At 58.7% G+C, this 16,279-nt stretch carries 12 protein-coding genes; 2 read left to right on the top strand and 10 right to left on the bottom strand.

Annotated elements, in window-relative coordinates; translation table 11 throughout:
- The first annotated feature begins 9 nt into the window (after positions 1–9).
- The gene (locus AC1EKG_RS07415; protein ID WP_048708076.1) at positions 10–951 is read left to right on the top strand and encodes a 2-hydroxyacid dehydrogenase; all 942 of its coding nucleotides are present in this window, start codon (positions 10–12) and stop codon (positions 949–951) included.
- On the opposite strand, the gene fdhD is transcribed toward AC1EKG_RS07415, so the two are convergent.
- The 6 genes from fdhD to xylA all read right to left on the bottom strand — a co-directional run bounded on the left by fdhD (position 952) and on the right by xylA (position 10,022).
- On the bottom strand, positions 952–1,869 hold the full coding sequence (gene fdhD, locus AC1EKG_RS07410; RefSeq protein ID WP_070424955.1) for a formate dehydrogenase accessory sulfurtransferase FdhD: 918 nt from the start codon (positions 1,867–1,869) through the stop codon (positions 952–954).
- Positions 1,869–4,166 (bottom strand): FdhF/YdeP family oxidoreductase, encoded by a 2,298-nt coding sequence (locus tag AC1EKG_RS07405; RefSeq protein ID WP_083285964.1) that lies wholly within the window; start codon positions 4,164–4,166, stop codon positions 1,869–1,871. The genes fdhD and AC1EKG_RS07405 overlap by 1 nt, the downstream gene beginning before the upstream one ends.
- A 262-nt stretch (positions 4,167–4,428) precedes the next feature.
- Positions 4,429–5,877, bottom strand: coding sequence for an amidohydrolase family protein (locus AC1EKG_RS07400; protein WP_481067821.1), 1,449 nt, complete (start codon positions 5,875–5,877; stop codon positions 4,429–4,431).
- 88 nt (positions 5,878–5,965) lie between these two features.
- A complete protein-coding gene (locus AC1EKG_RS07395) occupies positions 5,966–7,159 on the bottom strand; it encodes an ROK family transcriptional regulator (protein ID WP_070424957.1) in 1,194 nt (397 codons plus the stop codon).
- An 85-nt stretch (positions 7,160–7,244) separates the two neighbouring features.
- Positions 7,245–8,597: a sugar porter family MFS transporter gene (locus AC1EKG_RS07390; RefSeq protein WP_481067798.1), complete on the bottom strand. Its 1,353-nt coding sequence runs from the start codon at positions 8,595–8,597 to the stop codon at positions 7,245–7,247.
- Between the two features lie 78 nt (positions 8,598–8,675).
- Positions 8,676–10,022, bottom strand: a complete 1,347-nt coding sequence (gene xylA / locus AC1EKG_RS07385) for a xylose isomerase (RefSeq protein ID WP_048708065.1) — start codon at positions 10,020–10,022, stop codon at positions 8,676–8,678.
- Between the two features lie 241 nt (positions 10,023–10,263).
- Here xylA and xylB point away from each other — a divergent pair, with 241 nt between their 5' ends.
- Positions 10,264–11,670, top strand: coding sequence for a xylulokinase (gene xylB, locus AC1EKG_RS07380; protein WP_004808187.1), 1,407 nt, complete (start codon positions 10,264–10,266; stop codon positions 11,668–11,670).
- Between the two features lie 42 nt (positions 11,671–11,712).
- On the opposite strand, the gene AC1EKG_RS07375 is transcribed toward xylB, so the two are convergent.
- The 4 genes from AC1EKG_RS07375 to AC1EKG_RS07360 form a co-directional block, all read right to left on the bottom strand.
- Positions 11,713–11,973 carry a hypothetical protein gene (locus AC1EKG_RS07375; protein ID WP_004808190.1) on the bottom strand — a complete coding sequence of 87 codons (261 nt, stop codon included), beginning with the start codon at positions 11,971–11,973 and terminating at the stop codon, positions 11,713–11,715.
- Positions 11,974–12,160: 187 nt separating this feature from the next.
- Positions 12,161–14,476: a YhgE/Pip domain-containing protein gene (locus AC1EKG_RS07370; protein ID WP_004808195.1), complete on the bottom strand. Its 2,316-nt coding sequence runs from the start codon at positions 14,474–14,476 to the stop codon at positions 12,161–12,163.
- Complete coding sequence (locus AC1EKG_RS07365) at positions 14,466–15,071, bottom strand: TetR/AcrR family transcriptional regulator (RefSeq protein WP_481067797.1); 606 nt, start codon at positions 15,069–15,071, stop codon at positions 14,466–14,468. Before AC1EKG_RS07365 ends, AC1EKG_RS07370 begins: the two co-directional genes overlap by 11 nt.
- 189 nt (positions 15,072–15,260) lie before the next feature.
- Positions 15,261–16,279: MSCRAMM family protein (locus AC1EKG_RS07360; protein WP_481067796.1), on the bottom strand; the 1,019-nt coding region annotated here is incomplete at its 5' end.

Below are 16,279 nucleotides of genomic sequence, written 5' to 3'. Positions count from 1 at the left end.
GGTGGGTACATGGGAAAAATTGTTGTTACCGCACCGCAGCTTCCTGCGGGTTTAGAGCTACTTTCAGACCACCAGGTTGTTGGCGGGGACCATTTTATGGATCGCGCCGAATTGTCCGAGCAGATCCGGGACGCGGATGCGCTGCTGTCTTCCCTTTCCGATCCGCTTGACGCGCAGCTGCTGCAGGAGGCAAAGAACCTGAAGGTGATCGGCCAATGCGCCGCCGGTTTCAACAACATTGACGTTGCCGCGGCGAAGAAAGCTGGCATAACGGTCACTACTACGCCGGGGGTATTGCACGAGGCCACAGCAGACCTTGCCTTCACGTTGTTGTTGCAGGTGACGCGCCGTACTAGCGAGGCCGAACGGCTAGTTCGCGCGGGAAAGTCCTGGCGTTACGACCACACGTTCATGCTGGGCATGGGCCTGCAGGGGGACACCTTGGGCATCGTGGGGTTGGGGCAGATTGGCGAGGCCATGGCTCGGCGCGGAGCCGCCTTTGGGATGAACATTCTGTACAGTGCCCACTCGGACAAGGACACGTCCCGAATCGGTGGCAACGTGCGCCGGGTAGACAATGACGAGCTGATTGCTTCTTCGGACGTGGTGTCCTTGCACTGCCCGCTGACCGAAGAAACGCGCCACCTGATTGACGCGGATGCGTTGAAGGCGATGAAGCAGAGCGCCTACCTGGTGAACACCGCTCGCGGCGCATGCGTGGACGAGCAGGCGCTGGTGCGGGCGCTAAAAGAAGGGCAGATCGCGGGCGCGGGCCTGGACGTTTACGAGGACGAACCGAAGATCAGCCCCGAACTGTTAGAGATGGAAAATGTGGTGCTGCTGCCGCACATCGGCTCGGCCACCAGGCAGACGCGCGACAAGATGAGTGCCCTGACTGCCCGCAACATTCTGGCGGTACTGTCGGGAGAAAAGGCGGAAACGCCGCTGTAGTTAGATAGTGACGCCGGCTGGCATAAGCTGGCCGGCGTAAAGGTTGAATCGATCGCCGCGCACAAATCCAGCCAGCGCAATACCTGCCTCGTGGGCAAGATTTACCGCCAGGGAGGTAGCTGAAGAGACCGCTACCACTGCGGGAATTCCGGCCATCATGGCCTTCTGCACTAACTCGAAGGAGGCCCTGGAGGACAAGCCCAAGATCAGGTCCCGCCCAGGTAGCAGCCCCTGCTGTAGTGCCCACCCAATAACCTTGTCGGCGGCGTTGTGGCGGCCTACGTCCTCGCGCACGCACAGTAGTTCACCGCTCATGGTGAACAGGCCAGCCCCGTGCGTAGCGCCAGTGGCTTTGAACGTGGGCTGCGAGTCGGCCAGCCGGTCGGGTAGCGAGATAACGACGCGCGGATCGAGGCGGATGGGATCAATGTCCACCCCGCACTTGTCCATAACCCGATCTATCGACGAGGTGCCGCAAATGCCGCAGGCTGAACTGGTCATGGTAAGCCTGGAGGCGCCCTCGGGCAGTTCAACTCCGGGCGCTAAGGTCACGTTCATGACGTTGTAGTTGGCCTCGGTGTGGTCGCCAATGCCGCCAATAGAATCCAGCAGGAATCGCTCCCGGTTTGCGGGGTCACCCGCCAGGCCCATCATCCCCACCGGACCGGCAGATCGCGGGCGCGCAGAATCGCAAGAGCGGATCGAAGCAATGTCCTGCGCGGTGTGGATGACGCCCTCGGAATAGAGGAAGCCGTGAATCAGCTCGTAGTCGGCCCCGGGCGTGCGCATGGTGGTGGTGAAGGGCTTGCCCCCAATGCGGATCTCGAGGGGCTCTTCCACCGCCAGGGTGTCTTCTGTACGAAAATCGCCCTGGCCTTCTACGCGCACCAGCCGGGCACGCGTAGTCACCTTACCCACTATTCCTTTTCGCCGCCTTCGCCGGAGTTCTTTGCGGGCTTCATGTACACCAGCACGGACTTCATGACCGGCGTCTGGGACACCTTGCATTCATTGTCGAGGGCGATCAGCACGTTTGCCTCGGGCATGTACGCGGCGGCGCACTGACGCGGAGTGTTGTAGGGGACCAGGCGGAAGTTGGGAGCGTACCGGGTGGTGCCGTCCCAATCCGAGTACAGATCCACCACGTCGCCGGGCTGGAAGCCCAGTTCCTTGATGTCTTCTTCGTTGATCAGTACCACGCGGCGGCCCTTCTTGATGCCACGGTAGCGGTCAGAGAGCGCATAGATGGTGGTGTTGTACTGGTCGTGCGAGCGCAGGGTCTGCAGCAGCACGTGCCCCGGCGGGCATTCGAGCGGCTCAATGTTGTTGATGGTCAGGTGCGCCTTGCCGTCCTTGGTGGTGAACTTGCGTTCACGCGGCCCATTGGGCAGGATCAGCCCGTTCGGTTCGGTGAGGCGCTGCTCGAAGTTTTCGAAACCGGGGATCGTATTTTCGATGCGGCGACGGATTTCCTTAGTGGAGCGGCCCATCTGCCGCCAGCAGTTTTCCCCGCCGATGCGGTGGCCGATCTCGCCTAGGATGTAGGTTTCGGACAGCAGGTGATCCAATGCGCGCCGCTTGCCGTAGGAAGCGGTCACGTACCCCATCGAGTCTTCGGTGGTCACGCACTGCTGTTCGTTGCCGTAGTAGAAGGCATCCGAACGGGTCAGCGTTGGCAGAATGATCGAAGTTTTGCCCGGGTAAATGTGCGAGCGGTTCAGCTTGGTGGACACGTGCACGGTCATTTCTAGTTCCGGGAAGTGCTTTTCCAGCACCGCGGTGTCTGATGCCGCGCGCAAGAAGTTACCGCCCATCTGCATGAAGAACTTGCAGCGGCCGTCGCGAATAGCCTTGCCGGTTTCGACAACGTTCCAGCCGTGTTCGCGCGGGATGGGGAATTGGAATTCCTTTTCGAGGGCGGCGCACAGGCTTTCCGGCGGCTCTTCCCACACGCCCATGGTACGGTCGCCCTGCACGTTGGAGTGGCCGCGAACGGGGCAGGTGCCGGCGCCGGGCTTGCCAATGTTGCCGGTAAGTAGCAGCATGTTGACGATTTCCTGCAGGGTTTCTACAGAGTTCTTGTGCTGGGTTGCCCCGAGCGCCCAGCAGACGATGACGCCATTGGCCTTTTCGACCAGGTCGGCTACGCGCTGGATGGATTCGTCGGGCAGTCCGGTGGCCTTGCGAACCATGTCGGGGTCCACGTTCTTCAGGTGCTCGATTACTTCTTCCTGGCCGGTGGTGTACTTGTCCAGGAATTCGTGGTCGAGGGCGTCGCGCTTGATGAGCTCCTGGTTTACAGCTTGGAAGAACGCCAGGTCGCCATCTAGGCGGATTTGGTAGAACTCGTCGGCGATCGGGGTGCCGGTGCCGATCAGCCCATTGACGGTCTGCGGGTCGCGGAACTTGCGCAGGCCAGCTTCGGGCAGCGGGTTAATAACTACGATCTTGCCGCCATTTTCCTTGCAAGCCGCGAAGGAGCCGAGCTGGCGGGGATGGTTAGTGCCCGGGTTCTGCCCCAGGGTGATCACCAGGTCGGCGTTGGCGAAGTCTTCCAGGGTGACAGACCCTTTGCCGAGCCCCAGGGTGGGGATCAGGGCCTTGCCGGAAGCTTCGTGACACATGTTAGAGCAGTCAGGCAGGTTGTTCGTGCCCAGCCGCTTTGCCAACACCTGGAACATGTACGCGGTTTCGTTGCAGGTTCGACCCGAGGTGTAGAACGCACACTCGTTCGGATCAAGCTTCTTCAGCTGGTCCCCAATCGCGTCGAAGGCTGCCTCCCAAGTAATGGGCTCGTAGTGATCAGAGCCGGGACGTTTAATAACGGGAGCGGTTAGGCGGCCTTCGTGGCTCAGTTCGTAGTCGGTGCGATCGCGCAGTTCCGCGAATGGATGCTCTGCAAAGAAATCAGGGGTACAGCGGCGGGCAGTGGATTCTTCAGCAACAGCCTTAGCGCCATTTTCACAAAAGTCAACGAACCCGCCCTTGCCAGCACTGGGGTTCGGCCACGCGCATCCCGGGCACTTCACGCCATTGTGGCGGTTCAGGTCCAACAGGTTCAGGACGCCAAATTCGCGCACACCAAAGTACATGCCGCGGGTAGCGCCTTCGATGCCCACTGCGGATTTGTGCGGTTTCTTAATTTTCGGGTCGTCGACGACGTCAGCGCGGGCGTCGGCGTCCGCCATGATCAAGTTGTTTTCTTCCAGAGCCATGCCTATAGGATAAGTGTCATTTAGTTTAAATGCACCCCTTAATCCTATGGCTTTGAAGACAGTAAGTTTCTAGCGAACACCAGCACCGGTGTCGCGCTGCGCTCGCCCGCAAAAAGGGCAGCAAAAAGCCGTTATTCACCCGTGTCCACCCAGGTGGGCAATACCTAGCGGGCGGTAATACTAAATGCGGGGCCGCCCTCGGCAAGGGGGCGTCGAGGGCGAGCTGGCCCAACATTTACGCAAAAATCTTTACAGATATTACCTAGAAGTTCGCCTGCAGGTTGCGAAGCGTTCGGTCGAGGCGCGGGCGATCCCAGTAGGCTCCCGCCCGCATTACGGCCTGCACGTCCTGGAGCGCGCAATCCTCCTCGGTCCAATCCGCCAGCGGATCGGAGCCCAACAGCACCATATTTGCCCCGTAGCCTTCCGCGATCTTGCCCATCGAGTCGGCCCGATCCAGGAAGTCGGCGGGGTAACAGGTGGCCTGCCGTAGGATTTCTAGCGGCTTCACTCCGGCAGAGCGCAACAACTTGAACTCGTCGAACAAGCCCAAACCGGCAATAATCCCGGTTGCCCCTACCGCGTCAGTGCCCGCGATCATGGGCACGCCCTCGGCGGCAATAATCCCGGCCAGGCGCTTCTGGCACTCCCAGTTCATTGCCAGCGCGTCCTTAATCTTGGGCCCCAAGTTGTCGAACTTCTTGCCCGACTTGTCCCACTTCTTCAGGCGCCACTGGGGCAGGTAGGTGCGCCGCGGGTCGCGGGCGTGTACCGGATCAGTGGCGAAATTCTGGGTGTGTAGGCGGATTAGGGTGGCGCACTGCCAGGTGCCGCGCTGCTTCAGGTAGGCGGCGAGCTGCCCGGCGCGCTCGTCGCTGAAAGACTGGTAGGCCAAGAGCATGGCCTTGGCCCCATTCTCGCTGGTGATAGTGCGCGGATTGGTGATGATCGGGTCCATCAGCCGCACTGCAATTTCGTCTCTAAAGGGGAATTTGAACGTGGGTAGATCTGGGATGTCCTTCGGGGAATTGGTGTTTCGAACCTTCTCTTCTTCGGTGGAAGCTGGCGCCAGCATGACCGCGCCCGGGCCAATGTGTTCGATGCATTTCATGCCTAGGTCGGCGGCCTCGCGCGGATCAACGTGTTCGGGCAGATGTCCCGCCACGGGAATGCCAATCTTGTTGGCCTCATCCATCAGGGCGCGGAAAACGCTGGCCGAAACCATGCCTACCTTGATGAAGTCGGCGCCGCGCTTAGCCTGGGCGCGCACTGCTTTGCGGGCCGCGTCGGGATTGCCTGCGCTTATAGGAGTCAGTAGTGGCCCGGAAATCGCCAGCACCTCGGGGGCGCCCAACGAAGTGGGCAGAGTGCCCTCTTTACGCTGATCCAAAATCTTATTCAGGCCGGACATGTAGCGGTATCCGGTCACCCCCGCAGTAAGCATGAGGGCGTTGGGGGTGGCTACCTGGTCCGGCATGTTTAGTGCGTGACAGTGCATGTCGTTGTAGCCGGGGAGGGCGAATAGGCCGGTTGCGTCAACCATGGTGGCGCCCTCGGCATCGGCGGGATGGTTGCTGACCTTTACGATCTTGCCGTCTTTTACCAGCACGTCCTGGCCAGCCTGGGCCTTGCCGGCACGCGGATCTACTACCGTGACGTTCTGCAGAAGTACATGTCCCAGTGCTGCCGGGGCGGGCACAAACCTTGTCATCACAACTCCCTACGAAAGCGTATTTTCTGCCCTCCATTATGGTCGCGTTGGTAGCGCTTTTCTTCCGCTAGAGAATGCGGGAGTGGTGCTACCAGGCCTCAGGGTTACGCACGAAGGCTTCCAGCCCGGCGAGTGCGGCGCCGCGGGCCGCAGTGAATCTGCCGTATTTTGAAGGGCGCACTGAAATACTGGCCCAGCGCGAAGAGAGGACGCGGTGGCGCAGTTCTGCCAGGAACATGTTGCTGATTTGGTCGTGGAGCGCGGCCAGGTGGCCTCCCAAGATCACCAGGTCTAAATCCAGCAGATTCAGCACGTTCGCCACCGCTATCCCGAGGGCGCGCGCACACTCGCACAGGGCGTGTTCGGCTTTAGTGTCCCCCTGCTCGGCTGCAGTAAGTAGTTGGTCAATTGAGGCGTCCTCTTTCAATCCCGCCCGGCGGGCCATCGCTTCGAGGCCCGCGTACTGTTCCAAGCATCCGTTGGAACCGCAGCGGCAAGCCGGCCCTGCCGAGTCGACACAGGTGTGCCCTATTTCCCCGGCCCATCCATGCTGGCCGCCAAAAATTTTTCCCCCGCGCACAATTGCGGCGCCAATGCCGACCTTGGCGGACAGGTATAAGAAGGTGGCATCCGGGTTTAGTCTTCCGGGTGCCGAGTAAATATAGGTGTAGGCGGAGGCGTCGGCCTCGTTCGCCAAGACTAGGTTGGCTGGGCTAATGCCGGCGGCTGAATCCGTGGGGCCATCCTCCACAAAATCGCTGGGGGTCACGTTTTCCCATCCCAGGTTGGGGGAAGTGACAACTGTTTTGCGGTCTAGGCTAACCAATCCGGGAACAGCCAGCCAGATGGACACGACCTGCATGCCTGCAGGGGGAAGGAAATCTCTAAGCAGGGTGAACGCCCTCGCTATGACCTGCTTGGGGGAGGCGGTGCGGGAAGTAAAGGAATCACACACTTTGAACAGCTCTGCCCCGGCCAAATCCAGCACTACCACTGCCAGGTAATTCAGATTCACCTCTACGCCCACCGAACAGCGGACGCCGGCGCGGGCAACCAATGGTGCAGCCGGCCTGCCCACGGTGTTGCGGACGGGCGCCAGTTCGCTAACAATTCCCAGATCCACCAGTTCATCGACCAACCTCGAAACGGTTGGACGAGCAAGACCTACCTGCTTGGCCAGGGTGGCCCTAGAGAGGGCCTCCCCAGAAGAAAGGATGTTTTGCAGCAGCAAGCGAAGGTTTTCCTGCCGCAAGGATTGGGAATTCTTCCCGACCGTCATCATTGCCGCCCTTTCTACTCACGCTGCAAACCCAAAGTGGGCCACCATCAATGGTAAATCCTTAGGTGGTGGCCTACTTCGGGATAGATTATGCGACTTTTGCCGCGTTTGCGCGAAGAGATTCCTCAATCTCTTCAAGGGAGCGGTTGCGAGTCTCGAACACCATCTTCTGGGTGAAGATAATGGCCAGCACGCAGGCTGCCGCGTATCCGAAGAACAGGTAGCCGGTCCCGAAGAAGCTAAGTAGGAACGGGAAGGTCAGAGACACGATCGAGTTCGCCGCCCAGTTAATCACCGCGCCGAAGGAATTGCCTAGGCCGCAGATATTCAGCGGGAACATTTCGCCAATCATGACCCACATGACCGGTCCCCAAGTGGCCGAGAAGAAAGCGATGTAAATGGTCAGTGCTATGGCACACAGGTAGGCGGCCAGCTGGCTACGACCCGAGAAGTGCATGCCGACGCTCATGGTGATTAGCGATACTGCCATCCCGATCGCGCCGCCAACTAGCATCGATTTGCGGTTTACCTTGTCCATCAGCCAAATGCCCAGCACGGTCACGATCACGTTGAAGATGCCAATCCCGATGTGGGCGAGCAGTGCGGCGTTCACGCCAAAGCCAACGTCGGTGAAGATCGTGGGAGCGTAGTACAGCACGGTGTTGCAGCCCATGATCTGCTGGAATATTGCCAGCCCGAGGGCGGCGATTAGTGCCGGGCGGGCAGTCTTTCCGAATAGTTCGCTCCACCCGCCCTGCTGAATAGCGGCTTGCTGGTCAATTTCGGCAATCTTAGCTTCAATTTCGCCCTCGTGCCCGCGGTACATGGAATCGAGGACGCGGTGGGCGGCCCCACGCTTACCAATCTTGATCAGATAGCGGGGCGATTCGGGAAGCACTAGTGCACCGAAGAACAGAATTGCTGCAGGAAGCGCCGCCAGGCCCAGCATCCACCGCCACCCGGTGTAGAAGCCGGCGAAGGCGTAGTTGGTTATGTAGGCCAGCAAGATCCCGGTCATAACCATCAGTTGGAAGAGGCCGGTGATGAAGCCACGCTTGGACACCGGCGACATTTCGGACAGGTAAGTGGGAACTAGAGCCGAAGCAGTCCCCACGCCTAGGCCCAAGATCAGCCTGGAAATTATAAGGACAGCGACCGAGTGGGCTAGCCCTGAACCGATCGCACCTACAAAGAAGATTACAGAGGCAAGAAGTACCAGGCGGCGTCGCCCATACTTGTCAGAGAGCGGTCCTATAGCCGCAGCCCCAATAACAGCTCCCAGCAGTACTGCGCTGACAACCCATCCCTGCCCCCAAGACGCCAGATGCAACTGGTCTTGAATAAACAAAATGGCTCCGCTGATGACACCAGTGTCATAGCCAAAGAGCAGACCTCCTAAAGACCCAAAAAGGTACACGAAGGTCATAGAGATTTTACGCATTAGAAACCGCCAATGGTCAGGCCGCGCTCGCGGCCACAGTAAGTTGTGTGGCCGGGCCCGTAGGCCCGGCCGTTGCGCCTATGCTTCAGCTAGCGCTTTGACAATGTAGTTGTTGATAGTTGCCTTAATGGCTTCTAGGTTGCCCGGTTCGTTCGCGGAAATGAGCTCCGACTGCTTCTTGTCGAGGGCGTATTCCTCTAGCTCTGCCAGGGATGCCTTGCCGGCTTCCACCTGGGCGCCAATTCCCGAATCGAAGCTGCCGTAGCGTTCCTTGAGGAGGTCTTCGATTACGCTATCTTCATGCAGCTTGGCAGCTACCAGCAGGCCGGCAGCAAAGGAGTCCATGCCTACGACGTGGGCGGCGAAGAGGTCGCGTTCGGTGTAGGAGGAGCGGCGAGGCTTGGCATCGAAGTTGAGGCCGCCCTTGGCGCCAATTCCGCCCTCGGCCAGGATTTCCCACATCACGGACGTGGTTTCGTACAGGTCGGAAGGGAATTCGTCCAGGTCCCAACCCAGTAGCTTGTCACCCTGGTTTGCGTCCAGCGAGCCGAGCAATCCGGCAGAGCGTGCCACTCGGATCTCGTGCTGGTAGGAGTGCCCCGCCAGGTTGGCGTGGTTGCCCTCTAGGTTCAGCTTGAAATCCTTGTCCAGATCGTAAGTCTTCAGGAAGGCGATCGTGGTTGCCGCGTCGAAGTCGTACTGGTGGGTGGTCGGCTCCTTCGGCTTTGGCTCGATCAGGAACTGGGCGTCCAAGCCGATTTCCTTCGCGTAGTCTACGGCTGCGTGGAAGAAGGCGGCCATATGGTCCTGCTCGCGCTTCAGGTCGGTGTTCCACAGGGTCTCGTAGCCTTCGCGTCCGCCCCAGAACACGTAGTTTTCTGCGCCCAGGCGCTTCGCGATCTCTAGGGAGTGCTTCAGCTGCCCACCAGCGTAAGCATAGATGTCTGCGAAGGGCGAAGTGGCTGCCCCTGCCTGGAAACGGGGGTTGGTGAACAGGTTGCACGTGTTCCACAGCAGTTTGATGCCGGTTTCTTTCTGTCGCGCCTCGATGCGGTCAACAACCTTGTCCAGATTCTTGTTGGTTTCGCGAAGCGTGCCGCCCTCGGGGGCAATGTCGCGGTCGTGGAAGCAGAAGAACTCTGCGCCTAGCTTCTGGTAGAACTCGAACGAGTAATCTACTTTGGCGAGCGCCAGTTCCATCGGGTCAGAATATTTATCGTAGGGGCGCTGCGCAGTGCCGTCGCCGAAGGGATCGACTAGCCGTTGGTTGAACGTGTGCCAGTAGGCAATCGCGAAGCGGCACCATTCGGACATCTTCTTTCCGGCTACAACTTTGTCGGGCTGGTAGTAGTGGAAGCCGAGGCCCTGCTTCGGGTCAGCGGTGCCTACGTAAGGGATCTTTTCGAAATTCCAAAGGTCAGACATTTGTACCTCCTCGTACTTAGCCGGAGGGCTTGCCTCACGACTTTGTAATGATGCGTTACAAAAGGAACGTTAGCAGCGGGGCGCAGCCTTGGCAAGGGGTAAAGCCCAAGATCAGAGACGTATGTAAAATGCCCACTATTAGGCTATTGCGGTAGCAAAGTCTTATTTGTAGCCTATAGTTATTACATAAAACAAAGTCGACGACGACGGCGCCAAAGTTGACGCAACAGCGGGAGTCAAGATGTACGTAGCAGGAATCGATTCTTCTACTCAATCCACCAAAGTGCTTGTGCTCGATACCGACAGCGGGCAGGTAGTCCGTCAGGGGCGTGCTTCGCATCCAGGCGGAACCGAAGTGGACCCGGGGGAATGGTTTACCGCCCTCCAGGCCGCCGTGACGGATGCGGGTGGGCTGGAAGATGTAGCCGCGCTGGCAGTTGGGGGACAGCAGCACGGCATGGTGTTGCTTGATGCGGACGGTCAGGTGATTCGTCCCGCCCAGCTATGGAATGATACGAAGGCGGCGCCGGCCGCAGCAGCATTGGTCGAGGAAAAGGGGCGCGAATTTTGGGCCGAGGCCGTAGGCTCTGTTCCCGTCGCTTCCCTTACGGTGTCGAAGCTGCGGTGGATTGCAGACAATGAGCCGCAGAACGTAGGGCGCATCGCTGCGATCTGCCTGCCACACGACTGGCTGACCTGGAAGATCATGGGCAGTGGCCGCCTAGAAGATCTGGTGACGGACCGCTCGGATGCCTCTGGCACAGGGTATGTGGACTGTGATGATGCCAGCTATAGGTATGACATTTTGGCGCACGCGCTGCGCATTAGCGAGGCCGAAGCCCGCCAGATAATTCTGCCCCGCATCGCCGGCCCCGCCGAGGTTGTCGGAGAAGCAAGTGCAGAGTTTGGTGGCGGCAAGGTAGCGCCCGGCTGCGGTGACAACGCGGGGGCAACATTGGGGCTAAATCTTGCCCACGGGGAGGCCTCGGTTTCTCTGGGCACCTCCGGGGTGGTGGCCGCTAGGTCTGACCATCCCGTGCGCGACGCGGTTGGTGGGGTTACCGGGTTCATGGATGCTTCTGGGCAGTGGCTGCCGCTAGCTTGCACGCTGAACGGTTCGCTAGTGCAGGACTATTTCTGCCGGATCCTCGGGACGGACTATAAGGAACTGGATGCGCTGGCCCAGGCGGGCGAACCCGGTTGCGGCGGCATGGTCATGATTCCCTACTTTGTGGGTGAGCGCACCCCGAACCTCCCCGATGCCACAGGGCGCATTTTGAACCTGCGTCCGGAAGCGATGACGCGGGAAAATTTTGCGCGTCTCGCCTTCGAATCTTTGGCCTGCCACATGAGGGCGACGCTCGAGGCGGTGCGTGCCGGAGGAATTGAAATTTCTTCTGCGATGGTAGTTGGGGGCGGCGCAAAATCTAGTGTGCTGCTGCAGATCCTGGCTGACATCATGCAGATCCCACTTTCGCTACCAGCCCCGGGCGAGTACGTAGCAAAAGGGGCTGCCCGGCAGGCCGCACTGGCCGCGGGTGCTGAGCTAGGCCCCAAGTGGGATCCGCAAGTAATAAAGCAGGTAAGCCCGGGCCAGGCGCCGCCCTCGTGGGAAATTTTCCGCAAAGCTATGGGCGATCTTCTCTAAAGTAGCGGCGGGAAGCTAGCGCATACCCCCGGCAGACATGCGCTAGCTTTTGGTGGCGCTGTGCTTGTCGGCTTCTGCCTCTAAGTGTTTCCAAAGCGGAGCCAGCCCGCGAAAGACTGCAAACTCCAAGCTCACGCCAAGGAGGCCGGCAATTGCCGCGGCAAGCAGCGGTGCCACCACTAGGCGCAAGATTGCTGCAGCTATAAGTATTTCAACTACAAAGGATACGGCCAGGCCGGTCCATTCGTGTGAATAGAGTTTCTTTGTACCAGCTTCGATAGCGCCGCCAACGATGAGCAGCAATATAAATAGAAAAACACATACGAGGTAGCTAGCCCACAGGGGGCTTACGAGCGCCCCGTCTTCCCCCCAGCACCCAGCGGGTCACGTATACGGCCGCCAATAGGGGTAGGGGGAAGAGCAGGGGGATACTGAGCACTCCAAGAATGCCGCGCGTACGTTCTAAAAGCATAATGCGCATGGGCTTACCTTAGCGGTGGCCCATCACCTGTTCCATGGTGGGCTTGTAGCCGCGGCGGCGGAAGTAGGCGGCCACCAGCACGACGATTACGGAGATCGCAATGTAGGTGCCCAGTACAGCTCCCGTCGGTCCCATAGGAATGGGCCCGCCGCCGATTGCAGCGCGCAGCGCATCTACCGTGTAGGTGATGGGTAGCCAACCATGAATAACCTGGAACAGTTTCGGGGCAGTTTGCACCGGGTAGATGCCCCCTGCCGCGCCGAGCTGCAACACGATCAGTAGCAGTGCGATGAAGCGCCCCGACGGGCCGAGGGCGGCAATCAGCGCCTGGTTGATCACCACGAACGTAAACGAGGCGAGGACGCACAGCCCAACTGTGGCGGCGCGATTGGCCGGTTCAAGGCCAACTATGAAGTGCATTCCTGCAAGCATCAGCAATGCTTGCGCTACAGAAATGGCCAAGGTGGCGCCTAAAGAGCCAACCCCTACGCCCAACGCGGAAACATTCTTATTGCGCATCAATGTCTTGTTGAGCGGGCTCATCATTAGATAGAAGGCGATCGCTCCCACCCACATTGCCAAAGGCATGAAGTAGGGGGCCACGCCAAAGCCGAACGGCCCCACATCGTTAGTCTTGGTCGTACTCAGAGTTACCGGCCCGGCAGTATTTTCTGCGCTAGTGCGGGCCTGCGCCTCCGTGTAAGTTGGCACTTTCTTGGCGCCCTTTGCCAGCGAATCCTTCAGCTGCGTGTTCCCCTGCGCGAGGGCGGAGGTCCCGTCTTCCAGCTGGGTTGCGCCATTTCCTGCCTGGGTGAGGCCGGAGCTTAGCTTGTTTGCGCCCGCGGCGGCGCGGTTAGCGCCCTCGGCTAGCTGTGGGGTTTTGGCCGACAGTTGGCTTGCACCACTGGCAACCTGATTAGTGCCGTTTGCCAGCGTGTTTGCCCCGGTTGCCGCACTGCCGATGGCGGTGGTTGCCTCGGAAAGTGAATTGGTGAAGCGAGAAGTGCCCGATGCTGCCTTGCTGGCGCCCGTTGAAAGTTGTGCTCCACCTTCTGCCAACTTGGAATTGGCAGCCGCGATCTTCTGGGCTCCTGCTGAAGCTTGGTCCGCCCCGGCTGCGAGCGCGGTAAGACCAGTGGTGTCGTCTCCCACGAGGGCAGTTGCGCCCTCATTTAACTTCTGCGCACCCGCGGAAAGCTGGGCAGCCCCGTCAAGGAGTGGGCCGATCTTTTCTACCAGCATCGATTTAGGGATGAGGATTGGGGCTTCGTCGAGCTTGGCCCCCATAGTCTGCAGGCCCGCGTTCAATTCGGCTGCCCCTGCCTGCAAGGACGCTGCCCCTGCCTGCAGAGCAACAGCCCCATCACTCGCCTTGTGCGAGCCTTCAGCCAGCTTCTTCATATTCTGAGCCAAGGACTGATTGGCCTCATTTAGTTGGCTGATTTTCTGCGACAAAAGAGCAGACTTATCGGCCAACTCTTTAGTCCCCTTATTCAGCTGACTGCCGGCAGCGTCGATCTGGCCGGTCTTGCCAGCAAGCTTATTCAGACCAGCGGCAAGCGCGCCTGCCCCCTTGGCAGACTTAGAGGCGCCGTCAGATAGTTTGCCGGCGCCCTCGTCCAGGGTTCCTGCCCCACTTGCAAGCGCCCGGTTACCAGCGGCTAGTGTGCCCGCCCCGTTTTGTAGTTTGCCGAGGGCGAGCGTTAGTTTTCCAGCCCCGTCTTTAGCTTTCATGGCGCCGTCAGATAGTTTGCCGGCGCCCTCGGAAGCCTTACCTAGGCTCTGATGCAGGTTGGTGAAGGACAGGTTGACTTTCTCTAGGTACCCGGATGTGACCTTGTGGGCCAGCTTGTCCTTGATCTGGTCGGCTACGGCCATGCCGAACTTGCCCACGATGTAGTTTTGCGAGTCGTTGGAAGTGAAAGTGATAGTGGTGGGCTTCAGGTTTTTCGGGTCGGCCTGCGCCGCGGCAACGTTGGCAGATAGCTCTTTGGGGATCGTCAAAATTGCGTACACGTCGCCTTTTTCGAGCTTCTTGGAGGCATCCTGGGCCGAGTATTCTTTCCACCCCAGGTTCTGCTCGTTGTCAGATTCCAACAGTTCCCGCGTCAGGTCGGCACCCACGTGCAATGTGCCCGAGGTGCCTTGGGCGGGCTGGTCCTGGTTGACCACTGCGGCAGGGATCGTGTTCAGTTTGTCGATTGGATCCTTATACGACCCCGTCAGAATCGACGAATAGATTAGCGGAATGCATGCGAGCCCCAATATGACGACAATGGTAAATACTTTGCGTCGGCGGGGGCTCAGTTTATTTTCAGTTGCCATTTTCGACCTCTTTCAGCTGACCTGCCAGGAGCAGGGAGGTTGATATTTGCTTTACATAGGTTTCTTGCGCCGCGGCAGGGGAGGGTTCGGTTAGCAGCCATTCTTGTACCTGCCAGATTGTGCCCGCAGCCAGGAACTGGCAATACTTCCAGGTGTCAATACCTTCGAGCGCTTTGATGCTAGTGCCAACAGGCGACACGGTGTAGAGGCGGTCCGCGATGTAGTCAACCAAGGTGTTCAGCAAGTGTTGGGCAGCCGAAGAATTGAACACCGTAATGCAGTAGGTAGCGTCGTTGCAAAGGTAGGAGAGGAGCGCCCTAATCACCTCTTCCGTCGCGTTCTGTTTCAGCTCATCTTCGCTAGAAATAGTTGCGAAGATGGTTTCTAGGCGTCGAAGCACAGAGGCGCCGACCAAATCAGTGATTGTTTGGAAGTGCTGGTAAAAGGTGGGGCGGGTGAGGCCGGCCTCGCCGACCAATTCCGTTACGGAAATTTTGTCCGGATTTATGCCTTCTTCTAGCAGCGTGTCGATTGTGTCCAGTAACGCAGCACAGGATTTTTCAGTGCGTGGATCGTTGTTCGTCTTAGTAGCCACGTGTAGATACTTTACAAGTGTAAAGGAGGTTGTGCAAGCATTATTTTACAGGTGTTAAGCAACTCTGGCTGTGATCCTCAACGAGAGGTGCGAGCTAATTACCTGTAATTACAGCACTTTGTTGCATTGCGGTAGATAGCAAGAGCCTCGCAGCAATTTCGCTGCGAGGCTCTTGCTTCTATAAGGGGTTTAGAGGTTGCGGCGTCGTAGAAGCGCCAGACCGGTTCCTAGCATTGCTGCGCTAGCCAGAGCTAACACACCGCCGGCCGCACCAGTCCTAGCCAAAGGACTTTCGACCGCAGCCAGGTTCTTCACACGGGGCGAAGAAACGGGCTTTTTCGATACCCGAGGTGAAGCAGGTGGTGTGTTTGGTGTTTCTGGTGGTGTGTTTGGTGTTTCTGGTGGTGTGTTTGGTGTTTCTGGTGGTGTGTTTGGCGTCTCCGGCTCGTCGATCATGGTCACCTTTTTCTGTTTTGCGGTGGCGCTACTGTTGCGTGTTTGCAGTGTTACGGTTCCGTCGGCCTCAACAGAGAAGGTGACTGGGCGAGCAATCTTGTATCCCGTGGGAGCTTTTACTTCAATCAGCGTGTACGTTCCTGGGGTAAGCCCGAAGGAACGGGGAGTTAAACCGGTTTCCCATTCTTCGATTTGCGCGCCGCTGGGAGATTTCCCCTCTACAAGGCGCAGGGTCGCGCCTTGTAGTTCTGTTTCTACTCCGAGTGTTTTCTTTGAAATTGTGATTTCAGGGTGTGCTGGTGTGGTTGGCGGCGGTGTCCTGTCAGTAGGAGGCTTTGGTGGTGTAGTCGGTGGTTTCACCTTGTCGAGCATGGTGATGGTGTTGGTGTTGTTGGTGGTGTAGGTGCCGTTTTGGGTTTTGGTTTTGATGGTGCCGGTTGTGTCGATTTGGAAGGTGATGTGTTCGGCGATTTCGTATCCGGCTGGGGCGGTGGTTTCGACCATGGTGTAGGTTCCGGGGGTTACCTGGATGGTTTTGGTGGTTTTACCGCTGGTCCATTCGGTGATGGTTTTGCCGGTGGGGTTTTCTCCTTCTACGACTTTGAGTTTGGCGCCTTCTAGTTCACTGGTTCCGTTTACTGCTTTTTTCGACAAGTGCACGGTGTGTGTTTTGTGCTTGTCGAGCATGGTGATGGTGTTGGTGTTGTTGGTGGTGTAGGTGCCGTTTTGGGTTTTGGTTTTGATGGTGCCGG

It is taken from the genome of Winkia sp. C0117E2, from assembly GCF_056590455.1.
The sequence above is the reverse complement of the archived record's forward strand: the minus strand, read 5'-3'. Positions and strand labels throughout refer to the sequence as shown.

Coding starts and splice junctions, on each gene's coding strand:
- AC1EKG_RS07390 (WP_481067798.1), bottom strand. CDS start 8,597: ATGCGTAAAATCTCTATGACCTTCGTGTACCTTTTTGGGTCTTTAGGA.
- AC1EKG_RS07370 (WP_004808195.1), bottom strand. CDS start 14,476: ATGGCAACTGAAAATAAACTGAGCCCCCGCCGACGCAAAGTATTTACC.
- xylB (WP_004808187.1), top strand. CDS start 10,264: ATGTACGTAGCAGGAATCGATTCTTCTACTCAATCCACCAAAGTGCTT.
- AC1EKG_RS07395 (WP_070424957.1), bottom strand. CDS start 7,159: ATGATGACGGTCGGGAAGAATTCCCAATCCTTGCGGCAGGAAAACCTT.
- AC1EKG_RS07400 (WP_481067821.1), bottom strand. CDS start 5,877: ATGACAAGGTTTGTGCCCGCCCCGGCAGCACTGGGACATGTACTTCTG.
- xylA (WP_048708065.1), bottom strand. CDS start 10,022: ATGTCTGACCTTTGGAATTTCGAAAAGATCCCTTACGTAGGCACCGCT.
- AC1EKG_RS07415 (WP_048708076.1), top strand. CDS start 10: ATGGGAAAAATTGTTGTTACCGCACCGCAGCTTCCTGCGGGTTTAGAG.
- AC1EKG_RS07405 (WP_083285964.1), bottom strand. CDS start 4,166: ATGGCTCTGGAAGAAAACAACTTGATCATGGCGGACGCCGACGCCCGC.